Source organism: Peribacillus sp. B2I2 (assembly GCF_041261685.1).
In the GTDB taxonomy this organism is placed as follows: domain Bacteria; phylum Bacillota; class Bacilli; order Bacillales; family DSM-1321; genus Peribacillus.
This window is the reverse complement of sequence record NZ_JBGCCB010000001.1, coordinates 5,461,721-5,485,785: the sequence shown is the minus strand read 5'-3', so window position 1 is coordinate 5,485,785 and position 24,065 is coordinate 5,461,721. Positions and strand designations below refer to the sequence as shown.

The 24,065-nt window shown below is 38.7% G+C and carries 23 protein-coding genes; 18 read left to right on the top strand and 5 right to left on the bottom strand.

The genetic code is table 11. From position 1 onward, the window contains the following. Positions 1–10 precede the first annotated feature (10 nt). Complete coding sequence (locus ABIE66_RS27390; protein ID WP_370016910.1) at positions 11–325, bottom strand: FAD-dependent oxidoreductase; 315 nt, start codon at positions 323–325, stop codon at positions 11–13. 409 nt (positions 326–734) lie between these two features. On the opposite strand from ABIE66_RS27390, the gene ABIE66_RS27385 reads away from it, so the two are divergent. The 12 genes from ABIE66_RS27385 to ABIE66_RS27330 all read left to right on the top strand — a co-directional run bounded on the left by ABIE66_RS27385 (position 735) and on the right by ABIE66_RS27330 (position 13,879). Next, on the top strand, positions 735–1,928 hold the full coding sequence (locus ABIE66_RS27385; protein ID WP_289314210.1) for a ParM/StbA family protein: 1,194 nt from the start codon (positions 735–737) through the stop codon (positions 1,926–1,928). Between the two features lie 8 nt (positions 1,929–1,936). Continuing rightward, a complete protein-coding gene (locus ABIE66_RS27380) occupies positions 1,937–2,488 on the top strand; it encodes a hypothetical protein (RefSeq protein WP_289327139.1) in 552 nt (183 codons plus the stop codon). A 524-nt stretch (positions 2,489–3,012) separates the two neighbouring features. Next, a complete protein-coding gene (locus tag ABIE66_RS27375; RefSeq protein WP_370016909.1) occupies positions 3,013–4,704 on the top strand; it encodes a right-handed parallel beta-helix repeat-containing protein in 1,692 nt (563 codons plus the stop codon). 185 nt (positions 4,705–4,889) lie between these two features. Continuing rightward, entirely contained in the window at positions 4,890–6,062 is a 1,173-nt protein-coding gene (locus ABIE66_RS27370) for a glycosyltransferase family 4 protein (protein WP_370016908.1), read from the top strand. Positions 6,063–6,168: 106 nt separating this feature from the next. After that, entirely contained in the window at positions 6,169–7,293 is a 1,125-nt protein-coding gene (locus tag ABIE66_RS27365; RefSeq protein ID WP_289327135.1) for a DegT/DnrJ/EryC1/StrS family aminotransferase, read from the top strand. After that, positions 7,283–8,260 (top strand): Gfo/Idh/MocA family protein, encoded by a 978-nt coding sequence (locus tag ABIE66_RS27360; RefSeq protein ID WP_289327134.1) that lies wholly within the window; start codon positions 7,283–7,285, stop codon positions 8,258–8,260. The genes ABIE66_RS27365 and ABIE66_RS27360 overlap by 11 nt, the downstream gene beginning before the upstream one ends. Next, a complete protein-coding gene (locus ABIE66_RS27355; protein ID WP_370016907.1) occupies positions 8,260–8,886 on the top strand; it encodes a PIG-L deacetylase family protein in 627 nt (208 codons plus the stop codon). Before ABIE66_RS27360 ends, ABIE66_RS27355 begins: the two co-directional genes overlap by 1 nt. Next, complete coding sequence (locus tag ABIE66_RS27350) at positions 8,887–9,600, top strand: WbqC family protein (protein WP_370016906.1); 714 nt, start codon at positions 8,887–8,889, stop codon at positions 9,598–9,600. Between the two features lie 59 nt (positions 9,601–9,659). Then, positions 9,660–10,931, top strand: a complete 1,272-nt coding sequence (locus ABIE66_RS27345; protein WP_370016905.1) for an oligosaccharide flippase family protein — start codon at positions 9,660–9,662, stop codon at positions 10,929–10,931. Continuing rightward, entirely contained in the window at positions 10,928–12,214 is a 1,287-nt protein-coding gene (locus tag ABIE66_RS27340; protein ID WP_370016904.1) for an O-antigen polymerase, read from the top strand. The genes ABIE66_RS27345 and ABIE66_RS27340 overlap by 4 nt, the downstream gene beginning before the upstream one ends. Beyond that, positions 12,211–13,323, top strand: a complete 1,113-nt coding sequence (locus tag ABIE66_RS27335; protein WP_370016903.1) for a glycosyltransferase — start codon at positions 12,211–12,213, stop codon at positions 13,321–13,323. Before ABIE66_RS27340 ends, ABIE66_RS27335 begins: the two co-directional genes overlap by 4 nt. A 19-nt stretch (positions 13,324–13,342) precedes the next feature. Continuing rightward, entirely contained in the window at positions 13,343–13,879 is a 537-nt protein-coding gene (locus ABIE66_RS27330) for a serine O-acetyltransferase (RefSeq protein ID WP_289327128.1), read from the top strand. An 86-nt stretch (positions 13,880–13,965) separates the two neighbouring features. Here the strand turns inward: ABIE66_RS27330 and ABIE66_RS27325 are convergent, their stop codons facing one another. Then, a complete protein-coding gene (locus ABIE66_RS27325) occupies positions 13,966–15,258 on the bottom strand; it encodes an NCS2 family permease (RefSeq protein ID WP_289327127.1) in 1,293 nt (430 codons plus the stop codon). Positions 15,259–15,558: 300 nt separating this feature from the next. On the opposite strand from ABIE66_RS27325, the gene ABIE66_RS27320 reads away from it, so the two are divergent. From ABIE66_RS27320 to ABIE66_RS27305, 4 genes are read left to right on the top strand one after another with little or no spacing between them, the layout of a single operon-like run. After that, on the top strand, positions 15,559–17,208 hold the full coding sequence (locus ABIE66_RS27320) for a DEAD/DEAH box helicase (RefSeq protein ID WP_370016902.1): 1,650 nt from the start codon (positions 15,559–15,561) through the stop codon (positions 17,206–17,208). Between the two features lie 15 nt (positions 17,209–17,223). Next, positions 17,224–18,132, top strand: coding sequence for a phosphotransferase (locus ABIE66_RS27315; protein ID WP_370016901.1), 909 nt, complete (start codon positions 17,224–17,226; stop codon positions 18,130–18,132). Between the two features lie 39 nt (positions 18,133–18,171). Further along, positions 18,172–19,116 (top strand): class I SAM-dependent methyltransferase, encoded by a 945-nt coding sequence (locus tag ABIE66_RS27310; protein WP_370016900.1) that lies wholly within the window; start codon positions 18,172–18,174, stop codon positions 19,114–19,116. Continuing rightward, positions 19,100–19,360, top strand: coding sequence for a hypothetical protein (locus ABIE66_RS27305; protein ID WP_370016899.1), 261 nt, complete (start codon positions 19,100–19,102; stop codon positions 19,358–19,360). The genes ABIE66_RS27310 and ABIE66_RS27305 overlap by 17 nt, the downstream gene beginning before the upstream one ends. A gap of 204 nt (positions 19,361–19,564) precedes the next feature. On the opposite strand, the gene ABIE66_RS27300 is transcribed toward ABIE66_RS27305, so the two are convergent. Genes ABIE66_RS27300 through ABIE66_RS27290 form a run of 3 tightly spaced genes read right to left on the bottom strand, consistent with a single transcriptional unit; the run spans position 19,565 to position 21,463 of the window. Next, positions 19,565–19,843 carry an AbrB/MazE/SpoVT family DNA-binding domain-containing protein gene (locus ABIE66_RS27300; protein WP_289314226.1) on the bottom strand — a complete coding sequence of 93 codons (279 nt, stop codon included), beginning with the start codon at positions 19,841–19,843 and terminating at the stop codon, positions 19,565–19,567. A 1-nt stretch (position 19,844) separates the two neighbouring features. Then, positions 19,845–20,774, bottom strand: a complete 930-nt coding sequence (locus ABIE66_RS27295; protein ID WP_370016898.1) for an ABC transporter ATP-binding protein — start codon at positions 20,772–20,774, stop codon at positions 19,845–19,847. Then, positions 20,774–21,463: an ABC transporter permease gene (locus ABIE66_RS27290; protein ID WP_289314228.1), complete on the bottom strand. Its 690-nt coding sequence runs from the start codon at positions 21,461–21,463 to the stop codon at positions 20,774–20,776. The genes ABIE66_RS27295 and ABIE66_RS27290 overlap by 1 nt, the downstream gene beginning before the upstream one ends. A 142-nt stretch (positions 21,464–21,605) precedes the next feature. On the opposite strand from ABIE66_RS27290, the gene ABIE66_RS27285 reads away from it, so the two are divergent. Then, positions 21,606–22,313: a response regulator transcription factor gene (locus ABIE66_RS27285; RefSeq protein ID WP_289327121.1), complete on the top strand. Its 708-nt coding sequence runs from the start codon at positions 21,606–21,608 to the stop codon at positions 22,311–22,313. Then, the gene (locus tag ABIE66_RS27280; RefSeq protein ID WP_289327120.1) at positions 22,310–24,040 is read left to right on the top strand and encodes a sensor histidine kinase; all 1,731 of its coding nucleotides are present in this window, start codon (positions 22,310–22,312) and stop codon (positions 24,038–24,040) included. Before ABIE66_RS27285 ends, ABIE66_RS27280 begins: the two co-directional genes overlap by 4 nt. Positions 24,041–24,065 lie beyond the last annotated feature (25 nt).

The following is a 24,065-nucleotide window of genomic DNA, read 5'->3' as shown; positions in this document are numbered from 1 at the left end:
TCTTGTACATTCAATAGAATGTTCTTCTATCAATCCTTTGATAGCTCCGTTCCTTCAGTGTTGGCCTCATATAGTATAGTCTGGCCCATTCCTCACTGTGATCAGTAATAAATTGGTCGTAAATCAAGCCGTGCTGCACCGTGATTTTTGCGGTTGTGTGGCCTGTTGTTCCATTAAGGGTCTCATCTGCCTCAATGAATGTGGCTTTCACACCTTGCTTGGCTAGTAGATAAGTAGATGTGATTCCGGTAATTCCGCCGCCCACTATTAAGACATCAGTGGTTATGTCTGTATCTAGTTTGGAAAAAGAAGTTAACTTAGCCAATTCGGTTCCGGAAATCAGGGAGGGCTGTATTTTTTTCAGTCAGTTGAATACCTCCATATAGTTCACTAGTTGAATTGGCCATTTATTACCATGCGCAAATTCGCTTTTTATCCGCTTATTTTTGTAAGAAGAAAGAGTATAAAAATATATCATTTGTCTTGTTTACAAAAATGCGTACATGTAAACAAAAATAGATGTATTGTACACAAATATGTATACATGATTACAAATACGTACACATGGCTATATATAAGGTGTATACATATTTGTTCCTATTGTAAACAATTTGAAAACAATTCGACAAATATAGCTACAACTAATGAAGGATTGACTATCGTGGAAACTTTTCCTATTCTTAAAGGGAAGGCTTCACTTAAATTTTTTTCTATTAAAAAGGGGATGTTTTTAGATGAGTTCTAGAATCGCAGCAATAGACGTAGGAAATGATGCTATCAAGGCTATTTTTGGAAAGCTAGAGTCTGAACTTTATATACCGAACGTCATTGCAAAAGACATAGAGGATCGTCCAGTTATCGGGATTGAGGAACTTGATGAAAAAAACCCATTGGAAGGGATTCATATCAGAGTTCATTCACCAGCCCTTCAAGATAATAATGCTATTTATCGCGTTGGGAACTTAGCGACAAAAAGCGATAATCCTACCGAATTGGATTTGGGAAGCAGCAAATCAGAAGAAGATCAAACATTGGTCATGCTTTTTGCGGCTCTGGCATTAGACGCTGCCAAACAGGGGAACAATGATACATTCAAAAAAGTTAATAATGTTGTGGAAGCCAATTATACACTTGGAACAGGCTTGCCTCTTCGTGAGGTTAAAGAAGGAAAAGACGTCGGGTATCGGTCGAAATTACTCGGATCTGTCCATCAGGTGGAATTTTTAATTACCCCTAAATACCAAGGGTTGAAAGTTAATATTAAATTCGATGAAGTGAAGGTCTATCCAGAGGGCTTTGCAGCATACATAAATTTGGTCATGGATAAAGATTTGAATATCATTAACCGTGAATTAATAGATAGAAGAATCCTCATTCAGGATATCGGTGGTCTATCGACAGATATCGCGGTCATTAAAAATCGTAAAGTTGACGATGACAAGGCACAAGGATTCAATTTAGGAGTAGCTGAAGCTCTTGAAGCAATTCGCGAAGAAATCAGGAAGAAACATGGTGTCGAGTTGGACAGCAGGCGCGATGTCGTTGAAATCATCACGAAGAAAAATGATCGCAATCATATTATGGTTCGCGGAAGCCGGACAAGCGTCCATGATATCGTTGACCGTATTTTGGGAGAACTGGCCAAAAAGCAATATCGCCACCTGCGCAACGTATGGCAAAAAAATTCACAAACGGAAATCTGCTATTTTGTAGGCGGGGGATCGATTGTCCTGAAAGATTACTTGAAAACATTGAATCAAAATTTCGATGGCTATAACATAGACTTTTTCGAAGATGAGCGGGAAAGCGTTTGGATGATGGCAAACGCCTATTATAAATTGATTTCGGATTTTAACCGCCGGAATGCAAAGGAACAGAATCAGTCCCAGCAAAAGAAGAAAGAACAAAGATCGGGCTCCATTAAATAGGTGAGAGAATGAAAAAAACAGCTTCTTCTGAAATTAAAAGAGGGCAAGCCATCACTTTTCGTATCCCTTCGGATGTATCAGACTATACGTTAAGACAGCTGCAGAAATTGAAGGAAACGGAAAGAAGGAATTTTTCCAGTAAAATTGCCGAGTATGTTCTCGATGGAGTCGGGCAATCCACCCATCAGGATCGGGAAATGATTGCCCTGCCCATGCCGAACAAGCTAAGCAAATCTCAGCGTGATTGGCTCAAGCATTCCCACTCAGAAGCTATGCTCGGAACGATTATGTACAACCTTTTATCCGATCCTTTACGCGCTACGGCCTTGCTTGCCTCTTTGAACGGCAATGTATTGAATGAGGAATCGTATATGCAGGCCGAGCCTGAAGAAACGGAAGCTGGGGAGGTCCAGGAAGACCTGCCTAAGAAAGACCTGGATGACTTTGATTGGAATAGTTTGGATGAAACTGAACAACAAGTGAAAGAACCCGAACCGAAAGAGGAAGAGGAAAATCTCGACGATCTCCTGGGTGATTTTCTTGATCAAATGAACCAGTGAACTATAGGAGGATATTTGACGATAAGTTGGATATCCTCCTTTTTCTTTTGCGGGGGCTATAAGAACGATACATACCCCGTTAAACTAGACATAAAAAAGAGTATATTAAGCTGCAGCCTTTTCCCGGTAAACAAACGGGGAAAGGCTTTTTCTTTTGAATGACAGATGTCCCCCCTCGTAATCGCTGAACATTCCTTATAAAGCACGCATTAACCGGCCATTCACTTTTCAATAGGCACGCAAGAAGGTTTGTTTTCCCCAATCACAATCCGGTTTAACCCTTTATTCCATATTCGATTGAAGGTTTTTTTGTATGGGGAGATTGTCGAATTAGCCGTACGTTTAAGCAACTGTTCCAAGATTAACACATGTTATGTCGATTTTGAGAAATGGACATCTTCCTTCCCATGTAACATTAGATATGCCCCCCTTTTTTCTAGGCCGACTATGGTTTCCTTGATATCGGCTCATGGAATGTGTAAAACAACTGTCGAAAAATGAATAAAAGACATGGGAGTTTTCAGATGAAACAATTATATGAAATAACAGGAATATTTACCGTGCTTATCATGGCGTTCTTCTCCTTCCAGTCAACTGCCATCGGGGCAAACGAGGTCTGCAGTCCCACAACGGGAACTTCGATTCAGTTATTGGACAATAACGGGAAGTTAAAACAAACGTTGTCACTAGAAGCAAACTCTTCCACCACAACGATCCGGAGAATCCTTAATAAGGCCATTACGAGGGTTTCAGTCTACCCGCAAGATGAATCGAATGGGAAACGAGGAACGGTTCGTTTGTCAAAAGGCCAGTTCACGGCGAGTGCCTTTATTGTGATGAAGGAAGGGGTAACTTTAGAAGGGACGGTAGAGAATGATAGGCCCGTCACGACAATGTGTACCCAGCCCACAAGCGATGCTGTCACCATAAAAATCATGGTGAGTCATACTGGTGTCAAGAACCTGATACTCGATGGGAAAAGACGGACGGAAGATCCCCGAACTGGTGAACCGAGGAACCATTATTCGGCACGGAACAGGGGGATCGAGGTAACTGCAATCGATCAATCCAAATCCACGGCTGATTTGGTGTCTGTCTATTCGGTTACGAACGATTTGGAGAGGCTTCAAAATATCCTGATCGAAGATGTTCAAATCACCGGGTATGAGGGATATGGCATTTATTTAGAACACGTAAATGGAGTCACTGTCAAAGGGTCTGATTCAAGAAAAAGAAACAAAATGATCATAAAAGATATTGGATATGCAGGCATCGGAGGGTATTCTGCTAGTAACGTGACTGTAAGGCATACGACGGTGAGAGATCTTGGACCTGGGGAGACAGTGGGAAATACCAAGCAAAGCTATGGCATGGCCTTTAGCCACCGGAAAGACAAAGCGGGAGATGTCATGACTCAATCAAAGTTTCCGCGAAGTGACACGATCGTAATTGATGGGAATGTGGTGGCGAATAACCCATCATGGGAAGGGATTGACACCCATTCAGGCCATAATGTTTCCTTCACGAATAATGTCATCTTAAATACGCGTTTTCCAATCATTGTCGGAGGATTGGATTACAAGGGAGGAAGTGTCTCAGCTTATCCACCCAGCAACATCAAGATTGTAGGGAATAGAATTAATGGTGAATCATTTAATGATTATGAGGATTACGGTATAGATAAAAATGCCACAGTCAGCGAACGAGGCATTACTGTCAACGGTACCCAATTTAACGACCTTTCTGAAACGGAAATGGGATTCCTGCAAACGGTCGTGATTAAAGGCAATTATGTGAATAATGTCCAGGCTAATGTCGAGGAATGGGGAGGCATCAGTATCCATGTGACCAAAAATGCACTTATTGAGGGCAATACCATTGAAAATAGCTTCAACAATGGGATTGCGATTCTTAGTTCCAATAAGTTCACCAAACTCCAAGGAAACATCATTAACCACATTAACAAATCCGACGAAAAGTTTATTCAAGCGGGCATTGGTATCAGGGGGTCCCATAATAATGGCAGCCCTACAAATGACTATGCCATTACCACTTTGAACATGGAAAATAACGTGATTGAAAGGAATAACATATTTACCGAAGTTGGACGTGAAATCCATGTACAAGACAAAACGGTTCACAACCGCCTGGATAACTGGATTGCGATCTCAGCCCTCCTTGACTGGAACCAACCTAAAGAGAGGAAAAAACAATGATGCCAGATGGGGAAGCCCTTTTTATCTTATTGGCGATAAGGTTTATCTAGTGGGTTTCAAAATTAAAACGACCCATTCTAAAAAAGGGACAGGGCTCAACTATATTCGATGTTACATTTGATATCTAGGTGAACGCAATCATCAGTAAATCAACTGATTCACACTGGGTATAAGGAAGTGATAAAGTGAAAATTCTTTATTTGCATCAATATTTTAATACCGATAAAGGAAGTACTCGATCTTATGAAATAGCCAAATTTTTAGTTTCTAAAAATAATAAAGTCACCATCATCACCGGAAATGCCACAGATTCGTGTGGGGGAATAAAGATAATATCAACCAAAACTAAATATAAACAAGAATATGGTTACCTGAAAAGATTACTATCGTTCATTCATTATATGTATAAGAGTTTCTTTATTGGGGTGAAGGAAAAAGGGGTAGACGTTGTTTATGCTTCCTCGACTCCATTGACGATTGGGTTAATAGGTATGCTTCTTGCTAAGGTAAAGCGCAGCAAATTTGTGTTTGAAGTAAGGGATTTATGGCCAGATATACCTATTGAGCTGGGAATCATAAGAAATAAATGGTTAAAGAGAGTGTTATTGAAGCTAGAAAGCATGATTTATTCCGCAGCTGATAAAATCATCGTGCTTTCGCCTGGAATGAAAGAAGATTTATTGAAAAAAGGAGTTAAACAGGAAAAGATTTCAACGGTTACTAACTTTGCGGATATAGACTATTTTTCTCGGATTTGTTCCGAAGATAAGGAAGGAGCATTGGAAAAATTGGACTTGAAAGCGAAGTTTATCTGTTTATATGCGGGTACATTAGGATTTATCAATAATATCGATTATATTTTACAGCTTGCCGAAAAGACGGATGACCCTGATATTGTCTATCTAATTGTTGGGGATGGAAGGGAAAAAGAGCGATTAATTCAAGTGAAAGAAAGCAAAAAATTAAACAACGTTATTTTCCTTGATCAGGTATCTAAAAAAGAGGCGTACTTATTAATGGCCGTATGTCATATGGGTCTGTGTTTTGTCCGTAATAATGAAATATTGGATAGGAATAGTCAAAATAAACTTTTTGATTTTTGGGCCGCCGGAAAACCAACATTAATAAACTATAAGGGCTGGCAACATGAGGTTATGACAAAATACCACGCAGGCCATGGTTTTGAATATAGTGATATATCAAAAATGATAGAGTATGTAAAAGCAATGAAGAGTGACAAACAAATGCATATGAAAATGCAAGAAAATGTAAAGCTGTTAGCCCTGAATTATGAGAAAACCAAATTGATTTCTAAAATAGAAAGAACATTATCGGAAATGGTCGTTATTAATCATTGAATATTCAAGAATGTGTTTTTCTTGAACATTGGGTTAGTAAGAATTTTATATTTGTCTGCTTCTCACTTAACTTGAAGATCTAATTTTGGAAAAAGGATGGAGTTCTATGGAGAATATCGTAAATACAAAGCCAGTGATAACAGGTTGGGTAAAATGGGAATACCTTAAAAACATTGAGCACATTTTGGATTCTGGCAGATTAATTCTAGGTGATTTTACCCGGAAATTTGAAGAAAGCGTCAGACAATACAGTGATTCTAAGTATGCTGTCGCACTTTCTAGTGCAACGGCAGCCATTGAAATTATATTAAAGTATCTGGATGTTGAAGACAAAGAAGTGATCATGCCAAGCAATACGTTTATTTCTCCAGTATATGCGGTGAAAAATGCGAAAGGAAGAGTCGTTCTTTGTGACATTAATTTAGAGGATTTCAATTTGGATTTAAATAGCCTGAAGAACGCCGTGACTCCTAAAACGAAAGTTGTCCTAATTACATATATTGCTGGAAAGATCCCTGATAACATCTTTGAGATTAAAGAGTTTTGTGATGAGAATGATCTTTATCTAATCGAAGATGCTTCACATGCTTTTGGTGCCACTATAAATGGATATAAAGCCGGTACAATTGGATTTGCTGGGGTTTTCTCAATGTACCCCACTAAAATTGTTACAAGTGCCACAGGCGGTGTCATTACATCGGATGATATAGATTTAATCAAATACTGTGAGTTGTTAAGGCACCATGGGAATGAAAATGGTGCAGTCAATCAAGTATTATCCGGTGACATGCTTCTTAGTGAATTTAATGCATTGCTTGGTTATCTGCAAGTTCAGGAAGCTTATGGGATGATCCAGGTCAGGCAGGAAATCTTCCGTTTCTATAAAGAGAATTTAAAAGATATTTTTCAAGAACACGGTCTTTACTTCCAAGCTTCATCTGACCACAATGAATCTTCATTTTATAAAATTATCGTCATGTCTAAAAGCAAAGAGCAATGCGAAACATTTAAAAGGCATTTAAAAGAGGGTCATATAAGCACGGGGCATTGTTATGGGGTCCCGTTACATTTACAGCCCACATTGCTAGAGGAATATCCCCTTGCCTCTCTCCCGAATGCCGATAGATTTCGTGAATCTCATTTCACGTTACCATGTCACTTGGATTTATCCGATGAGGATCTGAAATACATTGTAGCGAAATGTAAACAGGCAGTGGAACATGGCAATTAAAAATAGGATTGGAGTGGTAGGTTCAGGTCCCATAAGTTGTGCAATGATCGATGCCATTAATGAAAGTTCAAATGGAGAGGTAATTGGAATTTGGGGGAGAAGATTTCATTTTGCCAAGGAGCTTGCAAAAGAAAAAGGAGTTTCTAAAGTTTATGGATCCCTGAATGAAGTCTTTGAAGATGAGGAGCTGGATACTGTTTATATTGCTACGCCAAATGCCTCCCATTATGAACAAGCTATGGCGGCCATTGAGCATGGAAAGAACGTCATTGTGGAAAAAACGGCATTCATGACAACCGATCAAGCAAATCGAGTTTTCGATGCTGCAGATAAACAAAATGTTTTTGTGTTTGAGGCAGTAAGATCCATTTATGAACCTAACTTTCATAGTTTAAAGAATGCCATTAAAAAGTTAGGGAAAATTCATGGGGCAACTCTAAAGTATCAAAACTACTCCAAGCAGTATTTGGCTTTACTAAAAGGAGAAAAAGCTCCACTTTTTGATAAAAATCATGGTGGCGGCACATTAAGGACAATTGGAATTTATCCTATTTATGCAGCCATTCAATTATTCGGTGTTCCCGTTAACAGCTTTTATTTTAAACAAATGATCGTAAAAAATATTGATTTGGGCGGTACGCTCATTTTTGAATATAAAGATTATAAGATAACCATGTTGATTTCAAAAATTAATTTTACGAATGATTCAATATCGGAAATTTACGGAGAGAACGGAACGTTGCGTTTTCATTCATTATACGATATTCGAAAAATTAGTTACCACAGTATCAGTAACAACATTAGAGAAACAATAAGCAACCCCATTAGTGATAATAGTTTGCTTTATGAAATTACTGAATTTTCGGAACATATTTTAATGAAAAATAAAACAGCGTACAGAGAACGAAAGAACATAACACTTCAAGTGATATCTATCATTGAACAAGCACTAAATGGAGGAACATGATGAAAAAAATATTGCTAGTAACAGCGCACCCAGATGATGCGGAAATCAGTATGGGCGGTACCATTCGTAAGCTACTGAATCAAGGAAATTACATTATCAACATCATATTTTCCATCCCTTCGAATATCAAGGTCAGGAAACAAGAGGCTATGGAGTCATCAAGGAATTTTGGATATGAGGTACAGTTCTCTAAATATAGCGAGGGTAAAAACGTTGAGGATATTCCTATGCATATATTAATAAAAGAGCTCGATGAAATCATTGAAAAGATCAATCCTGACGAAGTCTACACACATTGGATGAATGACAGTCATCAAGATCATCAAAAATTATCTAAGGTCGTAAGAAGCTGTTTTAGGAAAAAACAGTTTACTCTATATGAATTTGAACAAATTAACCAAAATAATAACATCGCCGCCAATCAATTTCACCCGAATATTTATAGTGATATTACAGAGTTTATGGAAGATAAAAAACGTATGATTACCTTGTTCCAATCACAGTTATCCGGTTATATGGGGCATTACTTAGTTAATGCCGAGCATATCGGTAGTTGGAGGGGTTCCCAAGTGAATTGTAAATACGCGGAAACATTCCTACTAATCTTTTCAATAGAGGTTCTGTAGGTGGAAAAACAGAAGATAGTCACAATTCACCAGCCTAATTTCCTGCCTTGGATCGGATTGATTCACAAGATTTTTCAATCGGATGTATTTATATATCTATTGGATGTGAAATACTCTTCAAGTAATTTTCAAAATAAAACATATATTTTAGGTGCTGACGGAAAAGAGTCAAGGCTAACTGTGCCACTTCAAAAAAAACCTGAAATGTTACATGAAAAAGTAATCAGTTATCATTCCCCAAATCAAAAATGGAAAAGGAACCATTTGAAGCAAATCTCGGAAGTTTATAAAAAAACTCGGCACTTTCAAGATTTCTTCCCACTGTTGGAAGAGGCATATCAAAAAGAACACGCTTTGTTAGTAGATTTAAATATTCATTTAATTGAATTGATCTTACATTATTTAAACTATGAAGGAGAAACACAACTTTCCACTGAGTTTAAAACATCCTTTGGAAAAACTAAGAGATTAGTCAGCTTAATTAAGCAAGCTGGCGGTACATGCTATTTAAGCGGAAATAGCGGAAAGGATTACTTGGAAGAAGAATTGTTTCATAAAGAAGATATTGAAGTCGTATATCAAAATTTCATTCATCCTGTCTATTATGTGAAAAATGAGAAAGAATGTGTAAAAAATTTATCAATTCTTGACTGGATCATGCACTATCCAGCGGATCAAATAAAAGAAACGTTAATGGACGATAGATTAGGCTAATCTGAAAAGCAAAATTTAGTATATAAAATAGAGATGTGGCGTGGTATGAGAATATGAAAATGAAAAATGATTTTATGAATAAAATACTTTTATTATTAACAGGGAATTCAATTGCACAGCTTATTCTATTCGCAAGTTCTCCCATACTGACAAGAATATATACACCAGAAGATTTTGGTGTGTTTGCAACCTATACTTCCCTTTTGGCCATTCTCATGTCATTTTCATCTCTTTGTTTAGAAAAGGCGATTCCTTTAGAAAAAAACCATAAGAATACGGTTCACTTAATGTACATCAGTTTGTTTACGATTGCCGTTGTTTGTATGCTGAATATTATTTTAAGCCTTTTGAATCTATCGTTATTTCAAATATACGGGATTAAGACGACTATAAAAAATGACCTTTTGCTTTCAAGTGGTCTATTTTTTGCAGGGATATACCAAGTGTTGCTTTACTGGTTGGTGAAAGAGGATAAGTTTAAAGGTATAACTCATTCTAAAATACTTCAATCGATTAGCAATGTAATAAGCCAGTTCTCGCTTACGTCCATTAATCATCTTACTCCAGGAATAGGTTTAGCTACGGGAGATATGATTGGAAGAGGAATTACCCTTGTATATATTTGGCGATTTTTCTTAAAGCAGATGCATTGGCCGAAAGTGAACTTTAGAAGAATCCGGTATCTGTTCAAAAAGTATGAGGATTTCGCTAAATACTCCACGTGGTCAACACTATTAAGTTCTTTATCCATGCAAATCATATTTTTGTTATTAATGCGCCTATACGGACCTGAAGTGACAGGTTATTTTTCCATGGCTTCAAAAACGGTAGGTCTGCCTATTACGATGGTGGGAGCGAGTATTTCACCAGTATTCTACACCGAAGCGTTAAAAAGCATTACAAATGATCCTCGAAGAGTTTTGAAATTATATAGAAGCATCCTTGCTAAGTTAGCGATGGCAGGTATACCGTCACTGATACTGCTTGCTTGGATCGCCCCAGGGCTCTTCAGCTTTGTTTTTGGTGAAGAGTGGCGTGTTTCCGGTGAATACGTGACGTTGATGTCATTTATGTTTATAAGTCAAGTGATTGTCATACCGGTTTCCCAAATATTGTATTTAATAAAAAAACAACGGACTCAGCTTCTATGGGATGTTTCAAGGCTGTTACTGTCATCTATTGGAGTACTGGTCATTTTCATTTCAGGGGGTTCAGCTGAAACAGCCATTTTATACTATAGCATTTGTATGGGGGCGAGCTACTACTTTTTTGCTCTCCTTGGATATAGAGCGATACATTCCATAGATCGAGAGGATAACCTAAAAAAATGAAGCTGATTCAACTGGGCCTGGTAGGAATATACGTCTGGTTACTGGATATATCCTACGTTTACTTTATTTCCCCTGAATATGCTTATATGGGATATATATATCAACAACATCCAAGTGCAGTCATGATAGGTGTTTCCATGTTTTTCATTATATTGCCAGCCATATTCATAAAAAAGGATTTAGATAAGCCGTCGGAACTCGTTTTCTGGATTTTGTATTTTATTGTCTATATACCGGTAGTATGGGTTCCAAATTATTTATTTGATACGATAAAGCCTGATTTCATATATACGAATGTTCTTTTGTTTTTTTGTTTACTTATCATTGGAAATGTTAATAGATTGCCAGCCATGAAGTTTATACATCCTAATGTTAATCTCGGTCTACTAAAAATCATTTTTGTTATAACATTATTGATTTTTTTTCTTTACATCTTCAAGGTTTCGGGCGGAATTAGTCTAAAGCCTCCTATAAATTCTGAGGATATCTATGATAAGCGAATGACTTTTCGAACAAAACTAACCCCTCTTGCAGGCTATATTATACAGTGGCTTGCAAAAGTATGTAATCCTTTAATCGTGACCATTGGCTTATGCAAAAAAAAAAATATCTATGTGGTTATCGGACTAGGGCTGCAATACCTTTTGTACACCGTCAATGGCTTGAAATCCACCCTTTTATCGACTGGATTATTAATCATTGTATTCATTGCTTTTCGGAAGAAGGGAAGGAATTTCTCCATTCTTTTTTGTGTAAGTCTTTGCTCGCTTTTAGGCATCAGCATTTTTCTGGATTTTATCCTTGATCAGACATATTTATCTAATTTGTTTGCCAGAAGGATGATCATCACACCGGGTTTGCTGACAACCTATTATGTAGACTTCTTTTCAAATAATCCAAAAGCCTTGCTATCGTATAGTATTTTTGAAAAATTCATAGACCCTGTTTATGACCAGACTCCGCCCTTCATTATCGGTACAGAGTACTTTGGGCGACCTGAAATGGCAGCCAATGCCAATATGTTCGCCGATGCTTTTGCTAATTTCGGTTATATTGGATTCTTGGTTTATACAGTGATCTTAGCAGCGATATTATGGCTTTATGATAGCCTGACGCAAAATGAAAAGTGGCAAGGTGTTGGCATAATCCTGTTTGTGGTACCTGCATGGTGTTTAGCGGATACTGCGCTTACAACAACGTTTGTGACAGGCGGGATGGTTTTTACTTTCGTTATCATGTATTTATTGTTAGGGTCAGATTTACAAAAGGGAGATAAGAGATGAAGTTATTTTATAATATTAGTTCGGTGCACCCATGGAATGATACCAGGATTTATTTTCGGCAAGCCTTTTCTTTTGGAGAAACAGGAATGTACAAGGTGAAGCATATAGCGATTGAAAATAACCTAATCCCTGATAATATCCCTGCCAATATAGAAGTTGAACTGTTGACTAAGAAATCCAGGAAAGGGCGTATGTTAAATTGGATTGCTCTTTACCTGAAGATTAAGAAAGATAAACCTGATGTGATTCAGTTTCATGATCCGGAGCTGCTGATTTTAATGAACATAATAAGAAGGATTCCCCGTTATCATCCAGTCATTGTTTATGACATGCATGAAAATGTACCAAAGGTCCTTATGAGAAAAAAAATCCCCGAAATTGCATTGAGTATGTATCGTTATTTGGAGAAACAATTGCTAAGGGCATGCAGCGGGGTCGTGTTTGCAGAAATGACGTATAAAGATGACTATCAATTCTTAACTTGTCCAACAACGGATGTTTACAATTACCCGAAAATTCCTGTAATGAAAGAAAATAAAGTAAAAGAAGATGTGTTTACATTTATCTACCTAGGAAGCATATCTGATATACGTGGCGGGGAAACCATGCTGCTTCTTGCAAAAAGATTAGTAGAATTAAAGAAAGTATTTCACATGAAGATCATTGGAACGGGCAGAGAAGTATACATCGAAAAATTGAAAACATTCATCCTTGACAACGGCTTAGAAGATTATATCAGTCTAGAGGGTGTAATGGCCTTTGATAAAGCATTCCAATCCATCCAGAAAGCACATGCAGGCATGGCGTTTTTAGTTCCTGATCCTAATTTCATGGGTGGTAAAACAACAAAATGTTTTGAATATATGGCCGCTGGCATTCCATTTATGGTTTCTGATTTTCTTATTCAAGATGTACTGTATAAATGGCGCTGTGGAATGTCGGCTGATGTAGCAAACATGGATGAAATGGTTCAAAAAGCGGTTTATTTACTGGAATCCCCTGAAATGGCAGCGAACATGGGGGAACGAGGAAAAGCTGCATATAGACAAGAATATAATTGGGAGAATGAAGAGGAGAAGCTGCGATCACTGTTCGATAAATTAATATAATGTTCTTAGGAGGCATATCATGGGTTTATTTAAATGGTTCAATAAGTTGGCATTTATTAATACCTGGGGGAGACTGGGCGGCATTCATGGAATAATCGTCATGTTTGTTTACCGGATAGGCAATATAATTTACTATAAAGTGAACATTCCAATCTTAAAACAAGTATTATGGATTATGTACCGCATGGTAGATTTGTTAATCATAAGACTTTTCCTGAATTGCGAGTTTCCTGGGCAATGTCAAATTGGAAAGGATTTACGTCTGCCTCATGGAGCTAAAGGCGTTCTGATCAACCCATATTGCAAAATAGGGGATCATGTTACGATTATGCATCAAGTATCGCTCGGACAAAATAAAGAAAGTAAAAAAGCACCTATCGTTTGTGATCATGCGATTATAGGAAATGGCGCTAAAATACACGGTGGCATTCGAATTGGCACGAATTCGAAAGTGGGGGCAAATGCAGTTGTTTTGACATCCGTTCCCGATAATTGCACGGCAGTTGGAGTACCAAGTGTGATTAAAGGTAAGCAGAAAGAAAACGTTATAAAGTAATTGCACGTAAACAAAATAAAGGAGTGTTCAATTAACATGAATTGAACACTCCTTTTTATTATTCCATGGTGCCCTTCATGAAATGATCAAGCCAGGAAAATCAGTTGGTAAAGGAATAGAACAGCAAACATATACACGAACGGATGCACTTCACGGAATTTGCCTCTTGCCATTTTTAAAATGGGATAGGCGATGAATCCGAGTGCTATCCCGTTGGCGATGCTTGATGTTAACGGCATGGCGACAATGACCAAAAAGGCTGGGAATGATTCATCAAAGTGTGTCCAGTCAATTTCATTAATGCTTTTAATCATCATACTTCCCACGATGATCAAGCTAGGTGCCGTGATTGCCGCTACATTTGAGACAGCTCCTATCAATGGACTGAAGAAGGCTGTTATCAAGAAAAGGATGGCCACTACCAAAGCGGTTAAACCTGTCTTGCCGCCCGCTCCTACACCAGCTGATGATTCAACCGAGGCAGCGGTCGGGCTTGTACCGAACATGGCGCCAACAGTAGTGCCGACGGAATCTGCAAAGAAGGCACTGCCGGATTTTTCAAGCTTATTCTCCTTCAGCAATCCAGCTTGGCGGACAATTCCTAATAAAGCACCGGTCGTATCGAATAGCATTACAAGCAAAATGGAGAAGACGACGCCATAAAGCCCGTAGTTAATGACATCGGCGAAAGATGTGATTGGATTGGCGACTATTATTCCTTCAGGTAAGGAGGGGGTGGAAACCAAGCCGTTAATTTCCAATTGGCCTGTAAAGAAAGCGATAATGGCGGTCACGATCATTCCGATGAAAATGGCGCCCTGTACATTACGAACGATCAGCACAATCGTTATGACCAGACCAACCAATGTAAGTGCCACACTGGGATCCCTGAAGCTTCCAAGGGTAACCAGGTTGGATTCATGCTGTGTTACGACACCTGACAAACGAAGTCCGATAAAGGTGATGAAAAGTCCGATTCCGGCACTGATTGCATGCTTTAAGTTATTGGGGATGGCCTCGATCAATTTTGAGCGGAAAGAGGTAAGGGATAAAAGGATAAAGATGATACCCGTAACAAAGACTGCAGAAAAGGCAACTGTGTATGAGATATCATGGGTTCCCAGTACCGAGTATGCAAAATAGGCATTCAATCCCATAGCCGGGGCTATGACAATCGGGTAATTGGCTAATAGGGCCATGCATAGGGTACCGACTATTATTGCGATTATGGTTGCTGTGAATGCCTGGTCGAAAGGAACACCGGCATCAGAAAGGATCATTGGGTTTACAACGATGATATAAGCCAGTGTTAAAAAGGTTGTAAGCCCCGCAAGTACTTCCGTCTTAATATTTGAATTCCGTTCTTTTAATTTAAACATGCGGTCACTCCTTTTTTATATACAAAAAATCCTTGTAAAAATCTACAAGGAGGAGATGCTTACCCTTTTTCAAGTAAGTAGCTCGATATATGGATAATAAATCTAATAAATTATATTAGAAAAATAACTAAAGTACAATAGGATGAAAAATTTTAAGGTACAGGTTTTCTCGAAAATAGATAATGATATACTAACAAATAGCTTAGACTAAGGAAAATGACTTAAAGTGAAGGAAGCTGTTACCATTAAAGTGGATTTACCAGTCAATTAAATGAAGAAATTCAGAAAGTAGGCCCATACATGACAGAATTCATCGACCTTGGCGTCAGCCCGGCGATTAACATGATATTAAAGCAAATAGGAATATCCCACCCAACCCCCATACAGGAGAAATCGATTCCAGATATCCTTGCTGGAAGAGATGTCATCGCGAAGGCGCAGACGGGGACGGGGAAGACTTTGGCGTTTTTGTTGCCAATCCTCGAAAAAGTCGATCCCTCCGCATCCCACATACAATCACTGATCGTCACGCCAACCAGGGAATTGGCTTTGCAAATCACTGCTGAATTGAAAAAATTCGCTAATGAAATCGAAGGACTTCAAGTGCTTGCAGTTTATGGCGGACAGGATGTCGAGCAGCAAATGAAAAAGCTGACAAGAAACATCTCCGTGGTGGTCGCCACGCCAGGCAGGTTATTAGATCATTTACGAAGAGGCACCATCGATCTATCACAAACTCAAACACTCGTGCTTGATGAAGCTGATCAAATGCTTCATATTGGATTTTTACCAGAAGTGGAAGAGATCATGGGACAGCTTCCAGAGGAGCGCCAAACGTTGCTCTTTTCAGCGACGATGCCTGAACAGGTGCATCAATTGGCTAAACGATACATGACTAAACCATTAACTGCCGCTGTGAAGGCTGAGCAAGTAACGGTCGAGAAAATCAGGCAGCTTGTCATTGAGACGACCGATCGTGCCAAACAGTCTTCACTAATTAACATGATCAAAGAAGAACAGCCATACCTTGCGATCATATTTTGCCGTACAAAACGTCGCGTTTCGATTTTGAATGATGCCCTGAAGGCAGCTGGATTCAATTCTGAAGAACTTCACGGTGACCTTTCACAGGCAAAGCGGGAGCGTGTCATGAAAAACTTCAGAGACGCAAAGCTTCAATATTTAGTGGCAACGGACGTTGCTGCCCGGGGGCTCGATGTAGAAGGCGTGACCCATGTGTTTAATTATGATGTTCCCGAGGATGCAGAAAGTTACATCCACCGAATTGGCCGTACAGGCCGGGCGGGTGAGAATGGCTTGGCTGTAACCTTCATAGCAACGAAGGATCTTCAGCTTTTAAGCGATATTGAAAAAGGGATCTCCATGAAAATCGAGAGAAGGACGATTGAAGGAGTGAAAATGTTCCAACCTGATGAGGTGAGGCAAAACAGGAAGCGTTATGAAGACTCTTCTGATGAGAGTACCCGCCGACCGCGTTCGGGAGGAGGAAGGAAACATCGGGAACGGATAGATACGAGAGGACCGAATCGAGGCAGTCACCGTTCTGTAAATCAAGCGGACAATCGTGAAGTCGAGAGGGAGAAACCACGGGGAGGCCGGATGGAAAACAGCCGCGGACCCAAACGTGAGGATTCACGGGGAAGCCGTTCGGAAAACGGTCGTGGACCTATACGTGAGGATTCACGGGGAAGCCGTTCGGAAAACGGTCGTGGACCTATACGTGAGGATTCACGGGGAGGCCGTTCGGAAATCGGCCGCGGACCAAGGCGAGAGAATCCGCGGGGGGCCCGCTCGGAAGATAGCCGTGGACCAAAACGTGACAATCCACGAGGAGATCAAAGAGATAGCCGTAGATCTACTAGTACACAAGGTCCAAGTAATCGCAGGGGTGGATCTGGCAGCAGCCCCAATAGAGGGAGAAACCGGTAAAAGGGGGAGTCGGGAGTGGAAAAGCCTTGGTTGGCAGAATATCCAGTTTCGTTGGAGCTAGCAGGGAAATTGGTCATGCTGCAGTTTCCGGAAATTGAGTTGAAAGAGATCAAGCAACTTGGGGAGGGTTTCGATAACACGGTCATACAGATCAATGGGCAATTTGTATTCCGTTTCCCCCGCCGCCCTATTGCAGTTACGTTGATTCAGGTGGAAAATCAGCTTTTGCCTTCAATTGCAGGCACTTTTCCGCTTGATATCCCTGAACCGATCTTTTTTGGGAAACCAAGTACTCTATATCCTTATCCTTTTACCGGTTATAAAATGGTAAAGGGACACTTGCCTGTAGAAGGATCGGTTGAAAATAAGGTCGAATCGGCAAAAAGATTTGCCCGTTTTTTGAAAGTTCTTCACAGTTTCCCTGTGGAAAAGGCTAGGCGTTTAGGTGTACAGCCTGATGGGATGATGAGGCTTGATGTTTCCTTTCGCAAGAAATCGCTAATGGAAAATGTCTCAAGTCTATTAAGGCTGGGATACTTGGAACAGGCCAATGCGGTTAAGGAATTTGTTGAAGGGCTAGGCGAATTGGATGTTCAGCATCCGATTTCACTCGTTCACGGAGACATTCATATCCGGAATGTCTTACTTGATGATGAAGGCGTTCTCGCAGGTATCATTGATTGGGGAGATGTGCATATCGGAAACCGAGCCATTGATTTTTCTTTTTTATACAGTTACTTTCCAAAAGAGGTGCGCCGTGATTTTTTTGAAATCTATGGTGAAATCGAAAAGGAAACAGAAAGCTTAGCCAGGTTCAGAGCCATATATATGCTTGTTACATTACTCGTTTATGGCATTGACCGCCATGATGAAGAGCTGATTGTCATTACGAGTACCGGTTTGAAATTTGCTATGGAAGAATAAGAATAATTGTAATGCTTTTTTGACGTTTAGGAGGTTCATATGAAGGCAAGTTATTATCATTCAATCACATTAATGGGGAACATGCTGGATCAAGCTAATATACCTTACCACTATACAGGTCGATCTGCTCTTTTCGTGCAAGGAGTTGAAATTGATGAGTATAAGAACATCGAAATTGATGTACAATGGGATGTCTTTACTGAGGCTTTAGATCTTTTTTCCAAATACTCCCCAACAAAGCCTGAAAGAAGTCCTGAGACTGCCTCCTTTCTAATGGATGTCGAGGGGGCTTCAGTAACTGTCCGCTGTCGGTTTAACACGACCATTAAAACAGATCCTTACCGGTTATCTATAAAGCTGGGGGATATGGAGATTTGGTGCAGGTCGTTGTACAGTTATTTATACGATGAAGAAATGAGCAGGTACAGTGCCGAGATTCATGCTTATTTATCTGCCGAGCAGCAGGGATTCACAGCGGAAAATGAACAGGCGTGGAACCAAAATAATTATTTAGCGCTTGTCAATCGTTATGGAGATCCCGTGGAATTGGCATCAAAAATCAAGCAAAATCCAAAATGGAGACTGCATCCTTTTTATAAATATATGGGGGATGTAACAAGTAAAAAGATAACTCATTTGATGGGGTCGAACGGTGTTAAAGCAGTTGCCCTGGCCATATTGGGAGCTGAAGTGAAGGTTGTTGATTTTTCCCAGGAAAATGCAACGTTTGCAAATGAGCTGGCCAATGGGGCCAATGTTACCATCGAGTATATCGTTTCAGATGTCCTTTCATTATCATCAGAGCATGAATCAGGGAATCAGGATTTGGTTTTAATGGAGCTCGGTGTGCTTCACTATTTAATAGATCTGCAGCCGTTATTTGAAAAAATTAAAATGATGTTGAAACCTGGAGGCCGATTCGTACTGCATGAATTTCACCCCATTTCAACAAAGCTCATTACTTCCAATGGTAAAAAAACATAAGATTTCAGGCAGCTATTTCGCCCCGGCAATCGAAAACAATGAGGTCGCTTTTTCGAAGCATATGCCAGATGAGGAAAAAGGGAGCCTTTCAAGAGTTGTGCAGCGTAAATGGACAATCGGGGAACTTATAACGTCGATAGGTCAATCAGGACTTGTCATTAAAGTACTCGAGGAAGAACCAAATCATAAAATCCACGATATTGGACTTCCGAAAACCTATACCTTGGTGGCGGAAAGAGTTTAAGCCGCAGGTTAAGGAAATATGGCTGGCTGAAAGAGCCTTCCACGCTTTTCATTTTAAAATGGGAGCGACAAATAAATAGAAATCAAAAGAACCAGTATAATTATCGATACTGGTTTTCTTCTGCATTTATATAAGTTTTTGTTCTCTTTTATTTCATTGTGATATCTGCCTTTAGGGGATTTAGCCTACATGGTTTCCGAAATTTTAGGATTTCATTAAATGTTGCAATTCTTCAAAAAGCAATTCAGCAGCTTTAGGAGTCAGAATGATTGAACCATCTCCCAGGATAAGATTTTGACTTGATACCTCTCCTGTTAATATACATTCATTTTGCGGTTCATGTTTTTTTAGGATGATATGTTCGTCATCTATAAACAATTCAAGTGGGTTACTTATCTCCAAATCCAGCATCTTTCTTATTTCACTAGGTATGCAAAATCTTCCTAATGGATCTAGTCTCCGTACAATTCCAGTGGGCTTCATATCATGCTCCTTTCTGGCTAGAACCAAGGTTACGAAATATTTCTTCCAGAGATGGTTCATTGACCTCAAGCCGATAGATATCCACTTTTGTATTAGAAAAGGCTCGATTAATGACAGGAATGCTTGATTCTTCAGCTACTACTAACGATGTATTTTCTGTTCCCCACTGAATGTCTTTTCCAATTTTCTCGAAAATTTGTTGTAACCCAGCTTTGTGCTCAATAGGAATCTTTCCATGTTTCACCTTAACTGTTAATTGGGATTGATACTTATGTCTTAATTGTTCCATGCTTCCCTGAGCTTGAATAATGCCTTTATCCATTATTGCAATTTCATCACAAAGCTTTTCAACCTCATTTAAGTTATGAGATGTTAAAAATATCGTTTTCCCCTCTGCAGCTACATTTTTAATCAAGGAATGGATATTTAGAACCGCGTTTGCATCTACACCAGAAGTTGGTTCATCGAGAAAGATTAAATCCGGATCATTAATGAGCGCCTGGGCGACACCTAATTTTTTCTTCATCCCGAACGAATACTTCTTGGTTTTCGTTTTAATTGCATCTCCAAGTTCAACACGTTCTAATAACGCAATTAAATCAGCTTTTGAACGTCTCACACCTAATACATTTCCTAAGAACTTTAAATGTTCAATACCGGTTAGATCGTCATAGAAAGTGGAGTAATCAGGAAGGACGCCTATTCTTCGCTTGATTTTATCTTCCGTAATCTCACTTGAGCCGAGAATTTTAAAATCGCCGGAGGTAGGTGTGGTTATGCCCGTTACCATATTAATAAAGGTTGACTTTCCAGCTCCATTTTTCCCTAAGAAGCCGAATATATGACCCTGGGTAACATTTAAATCAACTTGATTGACAACGGTATGATCTCCATACTTTTTGGTTATTTGATTTGTTTCAAAAGCATACATTAGAAATCCCTCTTTCTAAGAATTATTATGCTTGATAAAAGAAAGACCAGTGACAAGATTGGGATGAAATAAACATAAAAGGACTGTTCTTGCCCAACATAAAAGTAAGGGGTCAAGTAACTAAATATCCTCAGGAAGATTATTTCTTTTGAAACCATACCCCAAATCCCCAAAACTGGAAGTGTAATCGATAGAATGATACCTAAAAATATACTTAATCCAGGTTTATTAATTAAGGTTGAGATAAATAGGAACAGGGCAACAAAGTACGTAATAAAAATAACTGATTCAATCAATTCGGCAAAGTAGAATGTTTTTGCAAAAGGAATCAACATGATTAAAGAAAGTAAAATACATACAAACCAGAAGAGTGAAACCCCTAAAAATTTTCCGATAACAATTTTGTCCCTCGACAATTTTGTTACTAAAAAACGCATGGTTCGAGAATGGGTCTCCCGATTTATCACATCATGAGATAAGCTCGTAACAAAAATAGGACCTGCGAGCAACAGGAGAATATAAAGACCGCCCATATAAGCATTATCAAGACCTACATCCTGTAACTCAGAGCTCCATTTACTAAGTAACTTCGCTGACCCTAATGTAACCCCAAGCATAAAAATAATAATAATAATTGAGCGAATACTCTTGAAAAGACTCTTGAATTCTCGTAAACATATCGTTGTCATCGTGACAGCTCCTTTCACCACTTATTATAAGAGCGCAAGATTAACATTTACATAAAGGTACATTAACAGAACCTTAAAATTGTTAATTTTGGATAATTACAACATGTTATTCGTGATATATTTTTAATCAGGGGTGATAAATATGCATGCATCAAGAATATTAATCGTGGATGATGAAATGACGTTGGTTAAGATGGTCAAAGTGTTATTGAAAAAAGAAGGCTTTACAAACGTCGATGCTTCATATGTTGGGAGAGATGCACTCGACTTAATTGAACAAAATGAATATGATTTAATTTTGTTAGATGTCATGCTTCCGGATATGGAAGGGTTTGATATTTGTTCCATCATAAGAAGAAGATCGGATGTTCCGATTTTTTTTCTCACTGCTAGAGGTTCAGATTTTGATAAAGTATCAGGATTTGCATATGGGGCTGATGATTATATAACGAAGCCATTTAACCCATTGGAACTGGTAGCCCGAATTAAAGCTCAATTGAAAAGAAATAAAAAGAATCTTAGTTTTTCACAAGTTAATGATAGATTTGATAATGGCGTCTTATTCATTAACTATAATGAGGCTGTTGTTAAAGTAAATGGGAAAGAAATAAACTTGTCAGCACAGCTTTACCAGCTTCTGACTTTCTTCGCCAAGTCTCCTAATCAGATTTTTTCAAAACAACAACTTTATGATAGGGTGTGGGGGGCAGGCTCTTACGGAGATGAAAATACCGTTATTGTACATATGCGAAAGCTAAGGGAAAAAATCGAACAAGATCCAAGTAATCCAAAGCTATTACTTACAGTTCGCGGCATTGGGTATAAATTTGTGAGCAAATCGGTCAAATGAGTGTTACACAGCATCTGATAATTAAATTTATTGTTCAAATTGTCATGGCTTTAAGTTTTTTGATTTTCTTTTCAGTAATTGGCCTTCTCATTCTAGCATTTTCCATCATTGAACAAGATGCAAAGGAGGATTTTTCTAAAACGCCAGGTGATTTCCTGCAGCAATCCATAAAGCTAAATGACGGAAAAGTAAGCGTAAATGAGAATATCAAGGAAAGCATTCTTAAACAGGATGGATGGCTACAGATCATTGATAAAAAAGGTGAAGTTCAGTTTTCCCTGAATACTCCTCAGGGCCTTCCATCGGCGTATTCAAAACAACAAATAATTGAAATGACATCAAATCAAACGAATAAAAGGACGTTTTGGTCCCTTGATATAGAAAACCAATCATTCATTGCCCTATTTGGTTCGAAGCGATCTTTGGATGAAATCATCAGAGTGGTTAGAGAACAGATGGGGAAATCAGACGCAAAACAGTTGGTGACCGAACAAATCAAAAAAGTGTTATCCAAGGAAAAGGCTAACCTTTACATTTATGATGATCAGAGTGAGTTATTGAGAAAGCATGTAACGAATGAAAATCTAGCAGAACCTTCCTTGTTTCAGATAGTTGATTTTCAAGATAGCTACTGGGAAAAAACAGAGAATATCGCCACTTACTATAATAAGGAGTCAGACACATCTTATGTCGTAATAGCCCCTAATAAAAACTACGAAGAACACATGTTTAGTTCAATTAATATTAATCAAACCGTACTAAGAGGCCTAGTTATTACCCTCATTGTGATGCTGCTTATTCTATTTATGATTTCTTGGTGGTATGCCCAGAAGTTTGGAAAGCCGATTATCCATATCATTCATTGGCTTCAATTGTTAGCCAAAGGTGTCTATGAGGAACCACTGGGAAAACGTAAGGATTTGGCGTACAGTCTGAAAACAAACGGAAATCTTAAATCTTCTTTTAAACCGTTTAAAGAGGTCATAAATTCGTTGAAAAAGCTGACAATTATGCTAAAAGAAAGTGAATTGCAGCAGAAAAAAATACAGCAAACGAGAGAAGAATGGATTTCGGGACTTTCACATGATCTGAAAACTCCTCTAAGTACCATCTACGGATATGCAGTGATGTTGAATTCTTCTGATTATAATTGGACAGAGGATGAAGTTCGTGACTTTTACTTATCGATAGAACAGAACGCTTCTTATATGTCAGATCTCATAGAGGACATCAACTTGACCTACCGCATAAAAAATAATGCGCTTCCGATGTATAGAGAAGAAGTTGATATTAATGACTTTATTAAGGAAGTTGTAAATCAGTTTTTTAAAACGAATGTTGAGAAACATCACTTTTATACCGTCGACGTTGAAGATAATCCCATTTTCTATAAAATTGATAAGAAGTATTTCAAGAGAATTATTGTGAATCTGCTAAGTAATGCAGCAAAATACAATCTTGAAGGAACTTCAATTGGGGTGATCGTAAAACAAGGGAAAGGTTGTTTCAGCATCCATGTTCAGGACAATGGAATAGGCATGGACGAATATACGAAGCAAAATTTATTTAATCGGTATTATCGTGGCACATCTGTAAAAGAAGATACTGATGGAACAGGGTTAGGACTTGCTATAACAAAACAACTCGTAGAATACCATAATGGAATGATCGAAGTCGAAACTGAAGAAAATAAGGGGACAAAGATTACGCTCCTCTTCCCGAATTAGGACACCAGCAAATGTTGCACTACTT

What these genes read in the sequence shown, in the direction of transcription:
- ABIE66_RS27385 (WP_289314210.1), top strand. Translation starts at nt 735, where the DNA reads ATGAGTTCTAGAATCGCAGCAATAGACGTAGGAAATGATGCTATCAAG.
- ABIE66_RS27380 (WP_289327139.1), top strand. Translation starts at nt 1,937, where the DNA reads ATGAAAAAAACAGCTTCTTCTGAAATTAAAAGAGGGCAAGCCATCACT.
- ABIE66_RS27375 (WP_370016909.1), top strand. Translation starts at nt 3,013, where the DNA reads ATGAAACAATTATATGAAATAACAGGAATATTTACCGTGCTTATCATG.
- ABIE66_RS27365 (WP_289327135.1), top strand. Translation starts at nt 6,169, where the DNA reads ATGGAGAATATCGTAAATACAAAGCCAGTGATAACAGGTTGGGTAAAA.
- ABIE66_RS27360 (WP_289327134.1), top strand. Translation starts at nt 7,283, where the DNA reads ATGGCAATTAAAAATAGGATTGGAGTGGTAGGTTCAGGTCCCATAAGT.
- ABIE66_RS27355 (WP_370016907.1), top strand. Translation starts at nt 8,260, where the DNA reads ATGAAAAAAATATTGCTAGTAACAGCGCACCCAGATGATGCGGAAATC.
- ABIE66_RS27345 (WP_370016905.1), top strand. Translation starts at nt 9,660, where the DNA reads ATGAAAAATGATTTTATGAATAAAATACTTTTATTATTAACAGGGAAT.
- ABIE66_RS27340 (WP_370016904.1), top strand. Translation starts at nt 10,928, where the DNA reads ATGAAGCTGATTCAACTGGGCCTGGTAGGAATATACGTCTGGTTACTG.
- ABIE66_RS27335 (WP_370016903.1), top strand. Translation starts at nt 12,211, where the DNA reads ATGAAGTTATTTTATAATATTAGTTCGGTGCACCCATGGAATGATACC.
- ABIE66_RS27330 (WP_289327128.1), top strand. Translation starts at nt 13,343, where the DNA reads ATGGGTTTATTTAAATGGTTCAATAAGTTGGCATTTATTAATACCTGG.
- ABIE66_RS27325 (WP_289327127.1), bottom strand. Translation starts at nt 15,258, where the DNA reads ATGTTTAAATTAAAAGAACGGAATTCAAATATTAAGACGGAAGTACTT.
- ABIE66_RS27320 (WP_370016902.1), top strand. Translation starts at nt 15,559, where the DNA reads ATGACAGAATTCATCGACCTTGGCGTCAGCCCGGCGATTAACATGATA.
- ABIE66_RS27310 (WP_370016900.1), top strand. Translation starts at nt 18,172, where the DNA reads ATGAAGGCAAGTTATTATCATTCAATCACATTAATGGGGAACATGCTG.
- ABIE66_RS27305 (WP_370016899.1), top strand. Translation starts at nt 19,100, where the DNA reads ATGGTAAAAAAACATAAGATTTCAGGCAGCTATTTCGCCCCGGCAATC.
- ABIE66_RS27300 (WP_289314226.1), bottom strand. Translation starts at nt 19,843, where the DNA reads ATGAAGCCCACTGGAATTGTACGGAGACTAGATCCATTAGGAAGATTT.
- ABIE66_RS27295 (WP_370016898.1), bottom strand. Translation starts at nt 20,774, where the DNA reads ATGTATGCTTTTGAAACAAATCAAATAACCAAAAAGTATGGAGATCAT.
- ABIE66_RS27290 (WP_289314228.1), bottom strand. Translation starts at nt 21,463, where the DNA reads ATGACAACGATATGTTTACGAGAATTCAAGAGTCTTTTCAAGAGTATT.
- ABIE66_RS27285 (WP_289327121.1), top strand. Translation starts at nt 21,606, where the DNA reads ATGCATGCATCAAGAATATTAATCGTGGATGATGAAATGACGTTGGTT.
- ABIE66_RS27280 (WP_289327120.1), top strand. Translation starts at nt 22,310, where the DNA reads ATGAGTGTTACACAGCATCTGATAATTAAATTTATTGTTCAAATTGTC.